The 18,652-nt window shown below is 54.0% G+C and carries 13 protein-coding genes; 12 read left to right on the top strand and 1 reads right to left on the bottom strand.

All coding sequences use genetic code 11. The annotated features are described in order from the left end of the window. Positions 1-75: 75 nt before the first annotated feature. On the top strand, positions 76-4,659 hold the full coding sequence (locus tag FYZ48_RS12610; protein ID WP_187781997.1) for an outer membrane protein assembly factor BamB family protein: 4,584 nt from the start codon (positions 76-78) through the stop codon (positions 4,657-4,659). A 68-nt stretch (positions 4,660-4,727) separates the two neighbouring features. Here the strand turns inward: FYZ48_RS12610 and FYZ48_RS12605 are convergent, their stop codons facing one another. Beyond that, entirely contained in the window at positions 4,728-5,708 is a 981-nt protein-coding gene (locus FYZ48_RS12605) for an AAA family ATPase (protein WP_149340883.1), read from the bottom strand. Between the two features lie 446 nt (positions 5,709-6,154). Here FYZ48_RS12605 and FYZ48_RS12600 point away from each other — a divergent pair, with 446 nt between their 5' ends. The 11 genes from FYZ48_RS12600 (at position 6,155) to FYZ48_RS12550 (ending at position 18,634) form a co-directional block, all read left to right on the top strand. Beyond that, complete coding sequence (locus FYZ48_RS12600; protein ID WP_145036263.1) at positions 6,155-6,634, top strand: CBS domain-containing protein; 480 nt, start codon at positions 6,155-6,157, stop codon at positions 6,632-6,634. A 236-nt stretch (positions 6,635-6,870) separates the two neighbouring features. Next, a complete protein-coding gene (gene frr, locus FYZ48_RS12595; RefSeq protein ID WP_145036265.1) occupies positions 6,871-7,431 on the top strand; it encodes a ribosome recycling factor in 561 nt (186 codons plus the stop codon). Positions 7,432-7,573: 142 nt separating this feature from the next. Beyond that, positions 7,574-8,761, top strand: coding sequence for a phosphoglycerate kinase (locus tag FYZ48_RS12590; RefSeq protein ID WP_149340881.1), 1,188 nt, complete (start codon positions 7,574-7,576; stop codon positions 8,759-8,761). Between the two features lie 204 nt (positions 8,762-8,965). Further along, positions 8,966-9,763: a phytanoyl-CoA dioxygenase family protein gene (locus tag FYZ48_RS12585; RefSeq protein ID WP_149340879.1), complete on the top strand. Its 798-nt coding sequence runs from the start codon at positions 8,966-8,968 to the stop codon at positions 9,761-9,763. Positions 9,764-9,790: 27 nt separating this feature from the next. Further along, a complete protein-coding gene (queG, locus tag FYZ48_RS12580; protein WP_149340877.1) occupies positions 9,791-10,951 on the top strand; it encodes a tRNA epoxyqueuosine(34) reductase QueG in 1,161 nt (386 codons plus the stop codon). A gap of 146 nt (positions 10,952-11,097) precedes the next feature. After that, on the top strand, positions 11,098-11,901 hold the full coding sequence (dapB, locus tag FYZ48_RS12575) for a 4-hydroxy-tetrahydrodipicolinate reductase (protein WP_149340875.1): 804 nt from the start codon (positions 11,098-11,100) through the stop codon (positions 11,899-11,901). Positions 11,902-12,203: 302 nt separating this feature from the next. Then, positions 12,204-12,806: a hypothetical protein gene (locus FYZ48_RS12570; RefSeq protein WP_149340873.1), complete on the top strand. Its 603-nt coding sequence runs from the start codon at positions 12,204-12,206 to the stop codon at positions 12,804-12,806. Positions 12,807-12,862: 56 nt separating this feature from the next. Further along, complete coding sequence (locus FYZ48_RS12565) at positions 12,863-13,690, top strand: ExeA family protein (protein WP_145180542.1); 828 nt, start codon at positions 12,863-12,865, stop codon at positions 13,688-13,690. 473 nt (positions 13,691-14,163) lie between these two features. Further along, the gene (tuf, locus tag FYZ48_RS12560) at positions 14,164-15,345 is read left to right on the top strand and encodes an elongation factor Tu (RefSeq protein WP_149340871.1); all 1,182 of its coding nucleotides are present in this window, start codon (positions 14,164-14,166) and stop codon (positions 15,343-15,345) included. A 256-nt stretch (positions 15,346-15,601) separates the two neighbouring features. Then, positions 15,602-17,380, top strand: a complete 1,779-nt coding sequence (gene pnpS / locus FYZ48_RS12555) for a two-component system histidine kinase PnpS (protein WP_145180546.1) — start codon at positions 15,602-15,604, stop codon at positions 17,378-17,380. A 249-nt stretch (positions 17,381-17,629) separates the two neighbouring features. Beyond that, complete coding sequence (locus FYZ48_RS12550; RefSeq protein ID WP_145438628.1) at positions 17,630-18,634, top strand: PstS family phosphate ABC transporter substrate-binding protein; 1,005 nt, start codon at positions 17,630-17,632, stop codon at positions 18,632-18,634. Positions 18,635-18,652: the final 18 nt, after the last annotated feature.

Below are 18,652 nucleotides of genomic sequence, written 5' to 3'. Positions count from 1 at the left end.
GCCAGGAGATTCGAAACTCGCTCGAATTTCAAAGTTATTTTATTTAGACAGGACGTGGAAACACCGCTTTTGCCTATGTTGTTTGCATCAGACGCTACCAGATTACTTCCAGAACGCACCCGCTGTTTCCTGTATGGGGGCATGCTGATTCTGAGCTTACTGCTGCCCGATTTCTGTTTCGGGCAGGAGTCCCTGGATGCGTGGCCCAATGGCCGCGATCAACTGGAGTTGTTTCCTGCGAGCCGTCAGTTTTCGAAACGCTATCAGGATGCCCGCCAGCTGATCGATGAGAAGAATTATTCTGCTGGAATTCCGGAGTTGCAGGCGATTCTGGATGCCCCGGAAGATTTTGTGGCCATTGATCGTGGCGTGGGCTTTCACAGCCTGAAACGGGCTGCCGAGGATCAACTGGCGGCGTTACCTCCGGACGGGAAAAAATACTATTCGGTGCAGTACGGTCCCACCGCTGAGCAGATGCTGCGCGAAGCACGGGAACAGGACAACCAGGACCTCCTCCGCGAAGTCGTTAGACGATTCTTTCATACCCAGGCGGGAGCCGAGGCTGCTTACACTCTGGGTTCTTATTACTACGAGCGGGGTGATTTACCGGCTGCAGCGCAGTTGTGGGAATCGCTCAGCGAACGGCATGATCTGGCCACTGAGAAGGAACCACATCTGACGTTCAAGCTGGCGGTCGCCTGGTACCATCTGGGGAACCTCGGAAAAAGCCGCCAGTCGCTGATGAAGCTGGCTCGTGAGACCAACGGTGCAGACTATGTCTTTCCGAATGGCAAAAAGGTCGCGTTGTTCCAGGAAGGGCAGAACCCTGTCGCGTGGTTATCCCAAATGGTGGGAACGCTGGATCTGAAGGGAGCCCGGGAACAGTCTGACTGGACTCTCTATCGCGGAAATGCAGAGCGAATCGCTTCCGCAGAGTTCGCCGTCCCTTCCTCGAAACCGGAGTGGCAGTTTTCCACGATCCGCGATCCATTCTTACAGAACAATCCAAATCTGCCTCCCCTGGAAGCGATCCTGCAGAAACTGGGTGACTTCCGTCGCAAGCATCTGTCGGGGGTATTACCTGCTGCCAGTCCGATTGTGGCGGGCGACACTGTTGTCGTGAGAACGCACAATAACCTGAAGGGCTTGGACCTGCGGTCCGGCAAACTGAAGTGGGAGACGACGGTTTCGGATGCGTTGTTCCGCGAGATGCTGAAGGATCCGCAGAATTCCGATGAGGAATTTCTGGGTACGCCCCAGACCCCGTTACAGAAGTATCTGACGCAGCGAGCCTGGCAGGATTACACGGTCGGCCATTTAAGCTCAGATGGCAAGCTGGTATTCAGCGTGGAAAACGTTGGCTTTATCGGCGGTTTCTATCACTTCAGTCGGGAAGACCAGGAGAGCGTGCTCTCACCCAACTCCTACAACCGTCTGATGGCCTTTGAAGTGGCCACGGGTAAGTTCGTCTGGGAACTGGGAGGTCCCCGGTTGCAGAACCCGATTAATTATTCGGGGCACTACTTCCTCGGGCCGCCGTTACCCCTGAATGGCAAGCTGTATGCTCTGGCCGAAGAGGGCCGCGAGTTTCGTCTGCTGGTGCTGGATCCGCAGACCGGTAAAACGCTCTGGACGCAGTCGCTGTTTCGCAGCGAGTATCCGATCGCCCGTGATTATACAACGGATCGTCGCCCGCTGGATCATATCCGTCGCCGCATGGGATTGAGTCCGTCGCTGGCCCATGGCGTTCTGGTCTGTCCGACCGGTTCGGGGTGTACGGTGGGGATCAACGCCGTAACACGTCAACTGCTCTGGAGAAATGTGGAGCCACGCCGAAATGCGATTACCTCTTATGCTGCCTTCAGCCGTGATGCGAACGAGAACGCCGAAGGCTGGGCGGAATTCACGCCCTTGATCGTGGGTGACCGGGTCCTGTTAGAGTCACGTACGGGACAGAACCTGAAGTGCCTGGATCTGTTTGATGGTCGACTGATCTGGTCGCGACCGCGGCAGGAATACCTGTTTATTGCCTCGGTACAGGATGGGAATATCCTGCTGGTTGGACCGGGTTCAATTGAGGCACTCAAGTTAAGTGATGGAAGTCCGGCCTGGCCGAAAGCTCAGAAGATTCCAGCCCCCAGCGGAAGGGGCATCGTGGTGCGGGATACATATTTTCTACCTGTGGATACAGGAGAGATCCTGAGTATCCGCCTGGACGATGGTCTGATTCTGGCCCGGACGCGGGTCGAGACTGACACGCTGGTGGGAAATCTTTCAGCCGGGAGCGGGATGCTGGTCGCTCAGAATGAGACCGAAGTCGTCGGGTTTCGATCGGCGGCGTCGATTATTGAACAGATTCGCCTGGCCAGTCAGTCCGATCAGCCAGCGAAACAGGCAGAGGCGGAACTCTTGCGGGGTGAGTTGTATCTTTACTCTGGAAATGTGAAGCAGGCCCTGGCGAAAATTGAGCGGTCGATTGAGATCCAACCCACCATCCGTGCGCGGCGACTGTATGCAGACATGATGCTGGAAAGTCTCGATCATGACTTCATTCAGTATGAGAGTCAGATCAGTAAAATTGAACCATTGCTCGTTGATGAAAATCAACAGCGTCGTTTCTTCCAGATCCTGGCAACGAATTACCAGTCCAAGGGAAATCTGAAAGCGGCTCTGGAGAACTACCTGAAGCTCTCGGAATTGAAGAATCTGTTTTCTACCGAGACTGCCAAAGGAGGCGCTTTTGTTCGCACCGATCGCTGGATTCGTTCGCAGCTGGAACTGTTGATGGTACGGGCGAATGAAGAGCAACGTCAGGAAATCGATGCGTTCTTCTCCAGCTATTATACGAACCACCTGGCCTCTGCCGGTCAGGATGAACTGCAGCGATTCCTCAAGTGCTGTGGCAATCTGCCGGCGACCCGTCAGGCGCGAATGCTGCTGGTTGAGCGGCTGACGCAAGAGCTGAAAACAGCATCTCCGGGAAAGCAGTCGGTCTTGCGTCGGCAGCTGATGCAGCAGCTTGAACAGTTGCGCAACTCGGCTCAGCCTGTGAGTGCCGCCTTCGCCACGGCTAGACTGGCTGAGATCTATGTGTCACTCAATCAGTATGCTCAGGCAGAGGAGTTGTTGCAGGAGCTGAAAACAAAGTGGCCCGATGTCATCTGTCTGGATGGAAAATCGGGTCAACAGGTGGCGGAGTCCTGGCAGTCAGATCCGGAGTTTCAGAAACAGTCACGTTCCAGTTCAGTCTGGCCTGGCTATCCAGCCCAGGTTTATCGCGATGAGCAGTCCAAAGGGCAAAACACATCGCTGCCGGTGGAAATTATCGGGCTGACGAATCCTTTATTCGAAAATCATCGGCTGGAAGTGGGGCCGGCGAAAGAACAGCTGCTGGCATTTGACGGTGCAGGGAAGCCGCTGTGGACCTTCTCACTGGCGGAAGCCGGGATCGAAGTTCCGCAACAGCCTTTCTTCTCGGCCCGCGTGTTCGAAAATTATCTGGTCGTGAATTTTGGGGCCGAGTTTTTTGTGCTGGATACCATCAATCGGAAAACCGATGGTCAGCCAACCCTGCTCTGGAAACAGAGGATGATCGCCGGTCCGCCGAGTCTGCGTGATTACATTTCCATTGAACGCAGTGGTTTGGCGCCGGTGCTGCGTGAATATGTCACGCGGAATTCGGATCGCGAACAACTGGGACGCATTGGTACAATCAATTCTGAATTCCTCTGCTATCAACTGGGAAGCGAATTAATCGCAGCCGATCTGCTGACTGGGGAAATTCTCTGGAAACGTCAGGGACTGCCCAACAACAGCTGGCATTTTGGCAATGCGGAGCATGTGATTCTGATGACTTCTCAGAGCCGGACCGAGCCGCGGTACGTGGTCCGCAGTGGTCAGAATGGAGAATCGGTCAATGCTTTCAAACTGAAGCCAGGTCACTCGGCGATTTTTGCCTTTGAACGCTATCTGCTGACACTGGGACCACCCGCCGATGATACGCGTCGACTTGAATTGCGGGACCTGGTCAGCGATGAAGTGGTCTGGAGTTTCGAGATCAACAAAGATACGAATTATACGCTGGGGCAGAATTATGAGATCGCCATGGTGGCAGCGGATGGAACGATTTCCATACGAGACCTGCGGACTGGCGAGCAGAAGGTCGAAGTCAAAGGCCAGGCTGCACCCAATGTGATGCGTGTGCTGCTGCTGGAGAACAAAAAGCAGTACCTGGTGTTTGTCAGTCTACCTTATGTCGTAAAGAGCAGAGTAACGTATCGCCCTTTGAGCATGACGTCTCTCCTGTTCAACGGGATGTTGTATTCCATCGATCGTGAAACGGGAGAGCTGATGTGGTCCCGGATGCTCGAGGCACAGGGGATCGATTTCACGCAGTTCTTCGATTTGCCGGTGATGACGTTTGGCATCCGTCGCGTTATGGGTATTTCAACTTCTTCGGGAAATCAGGTAGATCTGGAGGTCATCGATCTGCGGGATGGTTCGCAGGTACTTAAAGAGACGACGAGCAGCAATCGTCTGCGAACCTGGGTCGTACCCGATCTGGAGCAGAAAGATATTCTGATCGAACCATTCCAGATCCGGTTGAGTTTTGAAGAACCGCCGGTAGTCGCGCCGAAACCTGCAGCGGCGCCTCAGTAGGGCAACTCAGGCAATCGGTATTAACGATCTGAGTCGACCGCGAGTGCCTGACGGGATTTGATGACGATTTAATAGTTGTCGTCGTCTTCGTCATCCTCGAAGTCTTCGAAATCGTCATCATCCCGATCCGGATGCAGGGGGTTATCCGGGGAGAAGAAGAAGTCTCCCAGCCCCATCGGCATCATGTTGCCACCCAGATTCTGCTGACGCTTTTCTGAGAGAGATTCGAGGTCGAGGGCATCATCACCCAGGCAGCTCTTCAGGGACTCGAGCCAGATGGTGTCTTTGCTGAGGGGGTGTTCTTTATCCTGGGCGGCACGTTTGAGTGCCAGTCGCAGCACGTTGATGCCATCGCGGGTTGAGAAATCGAGTTTCAGGCTGTGTGACTGCTGCAGGAAGTCGACGGTCAGGTCGAGCATATGCTCATCGGCGAAGGGGAGATGATAGTGCAGGATCATTTTCTCATCTTCGCGGTTCGGATGTTCGAGGGTGATGCTGGGCTGCAGACGACTGAGGATGTAGTCGGGGATTTCGAAGGTGGACTCATCCTCGTTCATGGTGACCGCACAGCGGAAATCGGGATGTGCGGGAATTGTGACGCCGGCGACAATGGATTCGATATAGCGCCGATGATCGAGCAGTGGTGCGAGGCTGGCCCATGATTTTTCATTCATGCGGTTGCCTTCATCGAGCACACAGATGCCGCCACGAATCATGGCACTGACGAGTGGGGATGCGTGATAAGTGATCTTCCCGCTTTCGGCGAGTACCGGGGTGACCAGCAGGTCTTCAGGTCGTGTGTCTGCAGTACATTGATAGATGTAGAGTTCCTGCTCGCGCGTGCGTGCGCCTGCGATAGCCAGCGATGTTTTTCCGATACCGGGTGTGCCTACCAGTCGTGGTGTGAGTGGCATATCTTTTTCGTCGATCACCAGCCAGCAGGCGAGCAACTGCTTGAGTGCTTCATGTTGTCCGATCCAGTCGCTGACGGTCTGGTCCGGCCGTCCCAGATGCAGTCCGACACCATCGATTTCCACGCGTTGTGACATTGCCCTGATTTCTATTGTCTGACCAGGGGCTGTGAAGCACCGCTGGTGCAGGAGATTCTAAAGTTGAGTAGGCGAAGCCTGATTATAAGCGTCCCGGAGCGTATCTGTCAGGTCTCGACTTCCAGGATGGGGGAGAAATTGGTGTAAAAGACGCAGGAATCAATTTTTGCAGAAATCGTTAAGTCGTTGAAATTGTAAAAGATAACGCTGGTCAGAGCACATGTACGGATACGTGATCAGCGGAAAAGATTTTGAGTAATCAAAAAGTGGTTGGTAAAATGTAAAAGTTTTCCACATTCGATTATGAATAACGTGCCAGGCGTTATTTCATTTCTATATTGAGTTCACACTGATCCCATCGTTCTGAAGTCATTTCCTGTCACTGTTTATTGTGTGACTCACTAACCTGGTCTCTAAAATCGCCAATTTAGAAGGGGGGAAAAGCTATGGATAAGCCTGTACTCGCGAAAGACATTATGGTCACGAAGTTAATCACCTTAACTCCGGACATGGATGTACATGAAGCAATCGGGAAGCTGTTAAATCATCGGATTTCCGGTGCACCCGTATTGGATTCAGAACGCAGATTACTGGGTGTCTTTTCAGAACGGTGCTGCATGGATGTGCTGATTAAAGCCAGCTATGAGCAGTTGCCGTCAACGCAGATCTTTCCGTTTATCGATACGGAACCGCGGTGTATCACGGAAGACACGGATCTGTTGACCATTGCGCAGATTTTTCAGAGCACGCCGACACGTCGTCTGCCGGTCGTCCGCGATGGAAACTGCCTGGTTGGCCAGATCAGTCGCCGTGATCTGTTGAAGGCGGAACTGAAACATCTGCAGTTCAAGACCAATCTGCCTCAGGAGAAAAACCTGTTGTATCTGAGTGGCATTATGAACCGGGAAGAGTCGCCGATTGCCTGATCGGTCTCCTGTTACAGAGTAAAATAGAAGAGTGAGTCTTGCCTGAGAAAAACCAGCTGAACCTGTTTCAGCTGGTTTTTCTCGTTCCTGACGGTTTGATTTTCAGAGCTGGTCAACTAAAATCGGGCCAGTTCGCGTTGCTGACAGACTGAACATTTCCGGTCAGTGGTGCGAGCGGTATCCAGTCAGACATCGATTCTATTCAGATAAAGCTAACTATTCGAAGGACTTGCAGCATGGACCAGGCAGAAATTTTACTCGACGCGGAAGAGAGAATGGACAAAGCGGTTCACGTATTTCAAGGTCAGCTGCAGGGGATTCGTACGGGGCGGGCCACGCCCGGTCTGGTGGATTCGATCCGCGTGGATTACTACGGTTCGCCGACTCCGTTGAAGCAGATGGCGAACGTGAGCGTTCCCGAGCCGCAGCAGATTCTGATTCGCCCCTTCGATGCCCAGATGGTGGGAGAGATTGCCAAAGCGATCCAGGCCAGCGATATGGGACTGGCACCGAATACCGATGGTCGCGTCGTGCGATTGAACATTCCCCCACTTTCGACAGAACGTCGTCGGCAGCTGGTCTCACGCGTGAAAGAGCTGGCTGAAGAAGCCCGGATTTCGATCCGCAACATCCGCCGGGATGCAAACAAGCATGCTGACCAGTCCGAAAAAGACAAAGTGATGGGGGAAGACGAACGGGACGATACCAAGGATCAGATCCAGGAACTGACCAAAAAGTTCGAAGGTAAAGTCAACAGCATGGCGGATGCGAAAGAAAAGGACGTGATGGACGAGTAGTCCGTCGGTCTTTCAGTAGCCCGCGCTCGCAACTTAAAGTGCTCCCGCCAGTATTAGCAGGAATTCGTCATTTTTCGGACGGGTTCAATACAGTCACATTCTATCTTAACCTCTGTAATCAAAGAGACAGGTTCAAGTTTCCATGGCAAAGAAAACAATTGAAAACGTAGACGTAGCGGGTAAGACCGTATTGATGCGTGTCGACTTTAACGTTCCGCTGGATGACGATCTGAATATTACCGATGATCGCCGGGTGCGGATGGCTCTGCCTTCGATCAAGTCCGTTATCGATCGTGGCGGTCGCCTGATTCTGATGAGTCACCTGGGACGTCCCAAGGGGGATGCCGGTGATGCGAAATTCAGCCTGAAACCAACCGCTGCCTGCCTGGGTAAGCTGCTGGATCAGGACGTCGCCTTCGCGACGGATACAGTTGGCGACGATGCGAAGGCAAAGGTCGCTGCCCTGGAAGATGGCCAGGTGCTGATCCTGGAGAACCTGCGGTTCAACGATGGTGAGAAAAAAGGGGATGCCGCTTTCGCAGGTGCGCTGGCTGCCTTCGCTGATATCTACTGCAACGACGCTTTTGGTACCTGCCACCGGACCGATGCTTCGATGGTTGCAGTTCCGGAAGCCATGGACGGTAAGCCGAAAGTAGTTGGCTTCCTGGTATCGAAAGAAATTCAATACCTGTCCGATGCGATTGCGAATCCTCAGCGTCCGTTCGTGGCGATTCTGGGGGGAGCGAAAGTCTCTGACAAGATCAACGTGATTAACAACCTGCTGGGTATCTGCGACAAGGTGCTTATCGGTGGTGCGATGGCTTACACGTTCTCGCTGGCCCAGGGAGGTCAGGTTGGTGACAGTCTGGTAGAAAAGGACAAGGTCGAGCTGGCAAAAGAGCTGATCGCCAAAGGGGGCGACAAACTGATGCTGCCGGTCGACACACACTGTGGCGACGACTTTAACAGCAACTGCAACAAGCAGGTTGTGAAAGCCGGTGAAATCCCTGACGGTTTCGAGGGACTGGACATCGGACCGGAATCAGCGAAACTGTTTGCTGAGACAGTGAAGTCCGCTAAAACAGTGGTCTGGAACGGACCGATGGGTGTGTTCGAAATGCCGCCGTTCGATGAAGGAACCAAAGCGGTTGCCCAGGCGATCGCAGACAGCAATGCAACCAGCATCATCGGTGGTGGTGACAGTGCCGCCGCGATCCAGCAGCTCGGTTTTGCCGATCAGGTCTCGCATGTGAGTACCGGCGGTGGTGCCAGCCTGGCGATGCTGGAAGGTCAGGAGTTTGCAGCTGTGAATCTGCTGGATGAAGCCTGATTGAATCCCGCTGAATAATCGAGTTTCTCAGACACAGTCCTTCACGTGAGGGACTGTGTCTTTTTGTTTGGCAATGATCTACTCGCAACCCGGGAAGCGAGGCGGTAGAATAAAGGATGTCGCGGGTTCTGTTTGTGCCACCCGCAAAACTCTGGTGTTATTTCAATAGCTCTCATTAGCAGTAGTGAATGGGGAGTGAGGCAAATGGTGACGTCGTTATTCTCAAATGAAGAAGTCGAGCGGTTTCAGCGTGACGGATTTGTGGTCGTGGAATCGTTATTCAGCGAGGAAGAAGTAGCGCTGCTGGGGCAGATTGGTCGGGCAGACCTGGCGATGCAGCAGGTGACTTTCAGCCGGGCTGACGGAGAAGGGGGCGCGGTCAAACTGAGCGTGGAGAACGAAGTCGGCGATGACATCTACGGTGCGATTGCCGCCGGTCACCGGGTTGTGGACCGGATGGAAGAACTGCTGGGAGATGAAGTCTATCACTACCACCATAAGATGATCCAGAAAGAAGCGAAGGTGGGTGGTGCCTGGGCATGGCACCAGGATTACGGATACTGGTACAACAACGGTTGCCTGTTTCCGGATATGGCCAGCTGTATGATTGCCGTCGACCGGGCGACCCAGGAGAACGGTTGCCTGCAGGTGCTTAAAGGAAGCCATCTGATGGGGCGGATGAATCATGGCAAGGTGGGTGACCAGACCGGCGCAGATCCGGAGCGGGTGGCTGCGGCCTGCGAGCGGTTTGAACTCGTGTATTGCACGTTGGAACCGGGTTCGGCGATCTTCTTTCACTCCAATCTGCTCCACCGCTCAGATCAGAATAAAAGCGACCATCCACGATGGGGATTCATCTGTTGCTACAACACGAAGCACAACGATCCTTACAAAGAATCGCGACACCCTCAGTACACACCGCTGACGAAACGGGATGATGCAGACGTATTAAAAATCGGTCATGCCCAGTGGGAACAGATGCAGGCAGATTCATCGCTGTGATGAGTGACATCGAATTGTGGGAGCAGAATGGGTAAGAGTGCCGAAACCACGGGGAAATCGTTGAGTCAGCAGAGTGAGCTGATCAAGCGACTGGCGCGCGAGGTCGGCTTTGATCTGGCCGGGATTGCGCCGGCGGTCACGCCCACTGGTTATCACAGCTTTCTGGACTGGCTGAACCAGGGATACGCGGGAGAGATGAGCTATCTCGAACGTCGTAAAGAGGCCTATGAACATCCACGCTATGTGATGAGTTCCGTGCGCAGTGTGCTGATGCTGACGTTGAATTATCAGACGGAAGCACCGCCCGAAGTGACGGGAACCGAGGCGCGGGTTTCGCGTTATGCCTGGGGGACGACCGACTATCACAAAGTGATTCGCAAGAAGCTGAAGCAGCTGTCGCGCTTGATTCGCGAGCAGTATCCCGATTGTGAAACGCGGGGTGTTGTCGATACTGCGCCGCTGCTGGAGCGGGACTTCGCTCAGTTGGCAGGACTGGGCTGGATTGGAAAGAACACGCTGCTGCTCAACAAGCGGGAGGGAAGCTGGTTTTTTCTGGCGGGGCTGCTGCTGAGTGATGAGCTGGAATATGACGAACCGCAACAAACAAGTCATTGTGGCACCTGCACGCGGTGCCTGGAAGCCTGTCCGACCGATGCGTTCGTGGAAGCAGGGACGCTGGATGCGCGGAAGTGCATTTCGTATCTGACGATTGAATTGCGAGATCAGCCGATCCCTGCAGAGTTACGACCGGGGATGCAGGACTGGATGTTTGGCTGTGATGTGTGTCAGGATGTCTGTCCCTGGAATCGGAAGGCACCGATCAGCGGAGAGACAGCGTTTCAGCCGGTCGAAACGTTTACCCCCGTCGATGCCTGCGAACTGCTGACACTGGATGAAGCTGCATTTCAGGAGCGGTTCCAGAGTACGCCGATGTCGCGGGCCCGTCGGGCGGGGTTGCTCCGGAATGCAGCCATCGTACTGGGGAACCGGGGAGACGAGACTGCAGTGCAGGCATTGTTGGGAGTACTCAATGATGAGGAGCCGTTGATTCGAGGAGCCGCGGCCTGGGCGCTGGGGCGACTGGGAGCTCCGACCACTGTGGAGACGCTCCAGACCCGTCTGGAAACTGAGACCGAAACAGATGTGATTGAGGAACTCAAGCAGGCACTCAGCAGGCTGGTGAGTTGAGGCGAATAAACTGGAAAATGCAGGGAGAAAGTGGTGGGCTCTGATGGAAAAGTGACAGTGCGTGTATTACGATCTGCAACAGAGTTAAGCCAACAAAAAATCTTTGGTTCGAATATCAGAACGTTATTGTGAATGGGAGCAGTGAGATGGGCGATCAACTTCTTGTCGGAGTCAATGGAGCCAGCGGTCGGATGGGACAGCGGGTGGCTGTGCTCGTATATCAGGATCCGGATCTGAAACTGGGGGCTGCCCTGGAATCGGATACTTCTCCCGCCCTGGGTAAAGATGTGGGTGAAGTGGCCGGCATCGGCCCTATTGGACTGAACATTACGTCTGAGTTGACCGACCGCGTGGATGTGATCATCGACTTCTCCCTGCCGTCCGGACTGGTGAAAATCGCCGGGGTCTGTGCTGAACGGCAGATTCCGCTGGTTGCTGCTACCACGGGATTGACGCCGGAACAGCGCAACGAAGTGCTGACGGCTTCACAGACCACTCCCCTGATTCTGGCCCCCAATATGAGCGTGGCTGTGAATCTGATGATGAAGCTGGTGCGGGAAGCCGCCCATTCGCTGAAGAATACTCCCAGTGGAGTGGACGTAGAAATCATTGAGCGGCATCACCGGTTTAAGGAAGATGCACCCAGTGGGACCGCATTGCATTTTGGTGAAATCATTGCCGACGAGATGGGCCAAACCGAACACGTTCACGGACGCGAAGGGCGTCCCGGTCCGCGTCCGGTCTGTGAAATCGGCTATCACGCATTGCGGACCGGTGACAATGTGGGAGAGCATACGATTGTCTTCGGCATGATGGGTGAGACCATCGACCTCACAGTCCGCGGCCATACCCGTGACAGCTATGTTTATGGCGCCCTGATGGCCGCCAAATATCTGACAACCCAGAAGGCGGGTCTGTATACAATGGCGGATGTGCTGGGCCTGAACTAAATCTCGGCCTGTCAGTAAGTTATGTTGCTAATCTAATGCTGCCGGTACCGTGCGATGGTGCCGGCAGTTTTTGTTCTCAGCGACAGGTATCACCGGTTTATTTTGGTAAGTCTGCCCCTTTTACCAAGTCTGTGAAATGATCAAGAGTCATACACCCGGTAACCGATACAAAAAGAGCGCTGACTGCCTCTCGACAGAACAGATTGAGGGGGAGAACGGACACCGTGTCCTGTCTAACCGGAATTCAGGGATTGAATTCTGATCTGCTGTCAAAACAGAGTCCCGTCTCGAAGGATCGAGTCATGAGCTGGCTGAAGTCTCTCAAATTCAAAAGAGTTCTGAGTCTCATCTCACGAGATTCCTCTCAAACCGAACGCCAATCTCGCTTTGGAGTTCGCTGGAACCAGACGGCTAAAGTCTTCGTCGGTTTGATCGCCAGTGTCTGCTCAATGATGGCACTGATTTCCTTCTTCGGTTCACTGGAAGAGCCTTCTGTGGAAGATAAGCTGCTTTCCGATGCCGAGTCGCTGGCACCCGATCTGGGGAGTGGGGATGAACTGTCGATGGAATTTGGTCTGGATGCGGAGCTGCCGCTGCAGGAAGCGGTTGCTGATGTGGAAGCAGCCATGGGGGAAGTACAGACAGTTTCTGTGAAACAGGCGGCAGGCAGCAGAGAGACCGGTTCGGGAGTCTATCATGCGTTGGGACGCGATTATGGAGATCAGCAGACGAGTGGACGCGTCGAGCAGGTTTCCGGAGCGCAGCCCATTTATGTGTCGGGTAACAGGCAGTCCGGGGGTACGCAGAATGCAAGCAGCTCCGGGGCTGCCTGGCTAACTGGAGAAATTGAAGAGCTCGAGCTGCCGACAGTGCGCAGCGCAGCTGTTCCTAAAAGAAATTATTAAGAGAACAATTAAGCGGAAGTCTCAGACCTTTCAACCATTCGCGGGAATCAGAGTCGATGTATCAGAGTTACTGGAATCTGCAGAGCGGCCCTTTCGAAGAAAAGATGGACGCTGGGTATTTTTATGAGAGCCACCCGCATCAGGCTGGACTGTTGAAGTTGCAATACCTGGTGGAGAACCGCAAGGGAGCCGGTCTGCTGGTCGGGAACCCGGGCAGCGGGAAATCCTACCTGTGCCACGTGCTGAAAAGTCAGCTTGCAGAGCGGCATCAGCCGTTCGTACAACTGGTCTTTCCCCAGCTTTCACCTGTCGAGTTGATTTCATATCTCGCGGTTGAGTTAGGAGCAGAAGAGGCGGGCATCGAGCCGGGAGTGACTGGGAAGGATCGCATCATCCGCGCCCTGCATCGACAGTTACAGCTGCTTTGTGATCAGGGGGCACAGCCCGTGATCGTGATCGATGAAGCACATCTGATTGCAGACCAGCGAATTTTCGAGACACTGCATCAGCTGCTCAATTTTCAGCAGACCTCCGATGTCGACTTCACGCTGTTGCTGGTAGGAGACCGGTTGTTGTTGAGTCACCTGCAACGTTCCGCTCAGCTGGATGACCGTATTTCGGTCCGCTGTCTGCTCAGACCGTTTTCTGCAGAAGAGACACAACGGTACGTTGAGCATCGTCTACAGGTCGCCGGCCGGACCGAACCGGTGTTCGAAGCGTCTGCATTCCAGACGTTGTTCGAACTGACGCAGGGGAATCCGCGCAAGATCAATCGCCTGTGTGACCTGGGACTGCTGGTCGGTTATGCCGACGAGCTACCGCTGATTACGTCAGACGTTCTGGAAGCGGTTTCAGAAGAACTCGTGACATCCATTCCAGACTGATACTCGGTCTGCGGAATCATTCTATTTAGCGATGTTTCATCTACGGTTGAGCATGGCGCTTTAATTTCGCGCTGACCTGTTTCTGAGGGCAGCGCGTTTTTTTTTGTGAACCTGCTCCTGAACTTTGGTGTCTGCTTCCCAACGGGTAATGCTACCCCATTAATTCTTACAGGGAAAAACCATGTTTCACTTCTTCTCCAGCGAGAGTTCATCGAGCAGCTCGTCAGAATCTGACGGGACGGGGTCGGTGTGTGAAGTGTGAACGTCGACATTGAATGAATTCAAGCCCGTCCGATTCTTTGATCGGACGGGCTTTTTTTATTGGTATGCCCCAGCCGGGGCGAGGCTCGCATTTTTTCGTTGCATCAGCCGATCTGGCGCTGCACGGGCACAAAAAGGTTGCTGAGGCTGCTCACCTCTTCAGCTGGCCGGCAAATGTAACACACTCCTCTTGAGAAAGGAGGCTATGAGCAATGGTTCATAAAGTTCATGTGAATGTGGGAACGATCGGTCATATCGATCATGGAAAGACAACGCTGACAGCTGCGATCTTGAAGGTGCAGGCACAGCGTGGTCTGGCGCGTGTCAAGTCGTACCAGGAGATCGCCCGCGGTGGTATCGAACGCGATAAAAACAAGACTGTGACGATCCTGGCGTCGCATGTGAAATACGAAACGGACAAGCGGACGTACGCGCACATCGACTGTCCGGGACACGCGGATTACATCAAGAACATGATTTCCGGTGCGGCCCAGATGGATGGTGCGGTGCTGCTGGTCTCTGCCGCCGACGGTCCGATGCCCCAGACACGCGAGCACATTCTGCTGGCGCGGCAGGTGGGTGTTCCGTACCTGGTCGTATTTCTCAACAAGTGTGATCTGGTGGATGATCCGGAGCTGATCGAACTGGTGGAGCTGGAGCTGCGAGAAATGTTGACGCATTACGGCTTCGCCGGAGATGAAGTTCCCTTTATCTACGGTTCCGCGAAACTGGCCGATGCACGACCGGATGATCCTGAGGCCTCCCGGTGTATCCACGAACTGCTGGAGACGCTCGATACCTACGTGCCGGATCCGCAGAGGCTGACAGACAGGCCGTTTCTGATGTCGGTCGAAAACGTGTTCAGCATCATGGGCCGCGGGTCTGTGGTGACGGGTAAGATCGAACAGGGGCAGATCCGTCCCGGCGATGCGGTCGAGATTGTCGGTCTGTGTGAAGAGACTCGCACTGATGTTGTGACTTCGGTGGAGTCGTTCAACGCACTGGTTGATACGGGCTATGCCGGCGACAACGTGGGTTGCCTGTTGAGAAAGACGAACTACGCAGAGGTTTCGCGGGGTCAGGTGCTGGCAGCAGTTGGCACCGTGACGCCGTATCGAAACTTCGAAGCGGAAGTTTATGTGTTGAAAAAGGAAGAAGGGGGACGGCATACGCCTTTTTTTGATGGCTATACGCCCCAGTTTTTCTTTCGTACGACGAACGTCACGGGAACCGCACGGGTGGAAGGCCAGGCAGATCTGGCCATGCCCGGCGATGGTGTGACACTGAACGTGATGCTCAACCAGCCGATCGCGCTGGCTGAGGGGGACCGGTTTGCGATACGCGAAGGCAGCAAAACGGTCGGTTCGGGAGTGGTCACACGCGTGATTGCCTGATGTGGGTGCCCCTGGTCTGCCTTGGTGGATCAGGGGCATTTTACTGGAGCAGCAGTGTGGTTCGTGGCCGTGTTCTGTTGAAGTCTGCGTGAAAATGGGGGACAGCCCTTGCGAAATACAGGGGGGCGGGTTCACAATAGGCCAATTCATTTCAACCCGATAGGGAAATCTCGTTGCGTGTGGGAGTAATACAGGCCAGCTTAAAAGTGGTCTGACATGATTCCCTGCACGGACCGTCAACAAGGTAAATGTCTGAATGTGGTCTTCGCGTCTGTTCTGGAAACTGTTCCTGGTTTATGCCGGTCTGAATATTGCTTCCGCGATTGTGTTTGTGCTGATTGTTTCGGGACGTCAGAAGACCCAGGTGGAAGACCAGGTACAGCAGCGTCTGCACGACTCAGCGGTGATCATGCGGAGCAGCATGGAGGGGGTCTTCGACAGAGGATTCTCTGAGCAGCTGCAGATCAAAGTTGAGAAGCTGGGGGCGGAAACCGGCACGCGGATTACGCTGATCGACATGGACGGTGTGGTGATTGCCGATTCGGATCAGAGTTCACTGCAACTGGTCCGCGACATGGAAAACCACAAAAACCGGGTGGAAGTCATCAAAGCGCTGGCCACGGGTTCGGGGACTTCCGAACGGAGAAGTCCGACACTGAGTGAGCCCATGAAGTATTATGCGCTCTTGTACAGGCATGATGGCGAGCCTAAGGGGGTGGTGCGTGTTTCGATCACGATGTCCAAAATTCAGCTGGAGATCGCGTCGATTGAAAAGCTGATCTGGAGTATTGCGCTACTGGTCAGCTTTACCGTGATGTTGATTACCTATTGGGTGGTCGCCCGCATGATCCGTCCCCTGACGATTCTGACCAACGCAGCCGAGTCGATTGCCAATGGGGATTACGATCAGAAACTGTATTTTCCCCAGCATGATGAACTGGGAATCCTTGCCCAGTCCTTCAACCATATGAGCAAGGAGATGGCCGAACGCGTGCGTCAGCTGCAGGCGAGCGGTGATCGTCTGAGTACAGTGCTGGAGGGGATGGTCGAAGGCGTGATCGCGACCAATGAACGACAGCATGTGCTGTTTGCCAACGAGTCGGCGGGGCGGTTGTTGTTTTTCTCGCCGGAAGAGGCACAGGGAAAGCCGCTATTTGAATCGGTGCGAAATCATCAGCTGCAAAAGGCGGTGACAGAGGTATTAAAAACCCTGGAACCCCAGCGGATGGAAGTGGAACTCGAGAGTACCAGCGATCGAATTCTGGGGGTGACCACGACACCGCTGCCCGGCACTCCCTGTCCGGGGCTGGTGATTGTGTTATTTGACATGACCGAATTACGGAGGCTGGAATCATTACGTCAGGAGTTCGTCGCGAATGTCTCACATGAATTGAAGACGCCTTTGAGTTCCATCAAGGCGTACACCGAGACCCTGATCCGGGGCGCGATGGATGATCCGGAGATCAGCAAAACTTTTCTGATGCGGATCGAAGAACAGGCAGACCGTCTGCACCAGTTGATTCTCGACTTGATCAGCCTGGCGAGTATCGAATCAGGAAATCAGGTCTTCGATATTATCAGCATCGAGCTGCGTCCCTTTGTTGAGTCCTGCCTGGTAGATCAGCAGACTGTGGCGGAATCGAAGCAGATCGAACTGATTATTGAAGAGCAGGAGCCCGGTTTGCGGGTCAAAGCTGACGAAGAAGGCTTGCACCAGATCCTGGGGAACCTGATCAACAACGCAATTAAGTACACGCCGGAGCAGGGAACGATTACGATTCGCTGGCAGCGTGATGAAGGAAACATGGTGTTACTGCAGGTCCAGGATACCGGGATCGGGATTGAGGAGAAGCATCTGGCCCGTCTGTTCGAGCGATTCTTCCGGGTCGACAAAGCGCGTTCGCGTGAGCTGGGTGGAACCGGGCTGGGGCTCTCAATTGTGAAGCATCTTGTACAATCGTTTAATGGTACGATTGGTGTGACCAGTAAGGTCGGGACAGGAACGACGTTTTCTGTCCGTCTCCCCCGTGGCTGAGATCGGGGTTGAGTGTGATAAGTGCTGTGTAATCCCTGTGTTAGGATGCGCATTTCCGGTGGTTGGGTTGTTCCGGAAAGATTAAGTACTTCACGGTTTCTTAATATAGTCTTAACAAATTGCGGGTATGGTAACACGCGTCTGAGAGAGGCTACAGGTGCCCGTTCGCTCTGAACGGCGGTGTGGTCTCTGAATCAAAGCGAAGAACCATCTTATTTAACCATATCGCATTTGGGAGAAACACACACGATGATCACGACAAACAAGGGGAAAGTATGGGGGCTGCTGTGTCTGGCCATTGGCGTTTCCCTGATTGGCGTTGGATGCAACGGGAAAAGCGACGGCCCGGCAGCCAAGCAGGCTGGATCTGAGCCGGGAGCGGAAGCACCTGCTGAAGGTGGCGAGAAGCTGGAAGGCAGTGTGAAAATCGATGGCTCCAGCACCGTGTATCCTGTGAGTGAAGCGGTTGCCGAAGAGTTTCGTGCAGTGCAGCCTAAGATTCGTGTGACAGTTGGTGTCTCCGGTACCGGTGGTGGAATGAAGAAATTCATCGCTGGTGAAGTTGATATCTGCGATGCATCTCGGGCGATGAAAGAAAAAGAAGCCAACGCCTGTAAAGAACAGGGAATCGAGTTCATCGAACTGTCAGTCGCGTTTGACGGTCTGGCTGTGATCGTGAACCCCAAGAATGATTGGTGTGATTGCCTGACCGTCGGTCAGCTCAAAGAACTGTGGCGTCCGGAAAGTGGCGTCAAGCAGTGGAAAGACTTGGATCCCAAGTGGCCAGCCAAGGACATCAAGCTGTACGGTCCGGGAACTGACTCGGGTACTTTCGATTACTTCACTGAAGCAATCGTTGGTGAATCCAAAGCCAGCCGGGCTGACTACACTGCCAGTGAAGACGATAACGTGCTGGTGACCGGTGTCTCCGAAGACGCAGATGCCTTGGGGTACTTCGGCTACGCTTACTACGACGAAAATAAAGACAAACTGAAGCTGCTGGCTGTTGATGGTGGCAAAGGTTGTGTCAAACCGTCTCTGGAAACCGTGCGGAACAACACTTATGAGCCACTGTCCCGTCCGCTGTTCATCTATGTGCGGAAGTCTGCTCTGGAGCGACCTGAAGTAGTTGCCTTCGTCAAATTCTACATGGAAAACGCTGCCGCTCTGTCGAAAGACGTGGGTTATGTGCCCGTCTCAGAAGAAGTTCAGAAGAAGAACATGGAAACCTTTAATGGAGCTTTGTCGAAGTGACAAACGAACGTTCTGACG

The sequence above is a fragment of the Gimesia chilikensis genome, assembly GCF_008329715.1.
Taxonomy (GTDB): domain Bacteria; phylum Planctomycetota; class Planctomycetia; order Planctomycetales; family Planctomycetaceae; genus Gimesia; species Gimesia chilikensis.
This window is presented reverse-complemented; position numbering and strand designations above follow the sequence as displayed.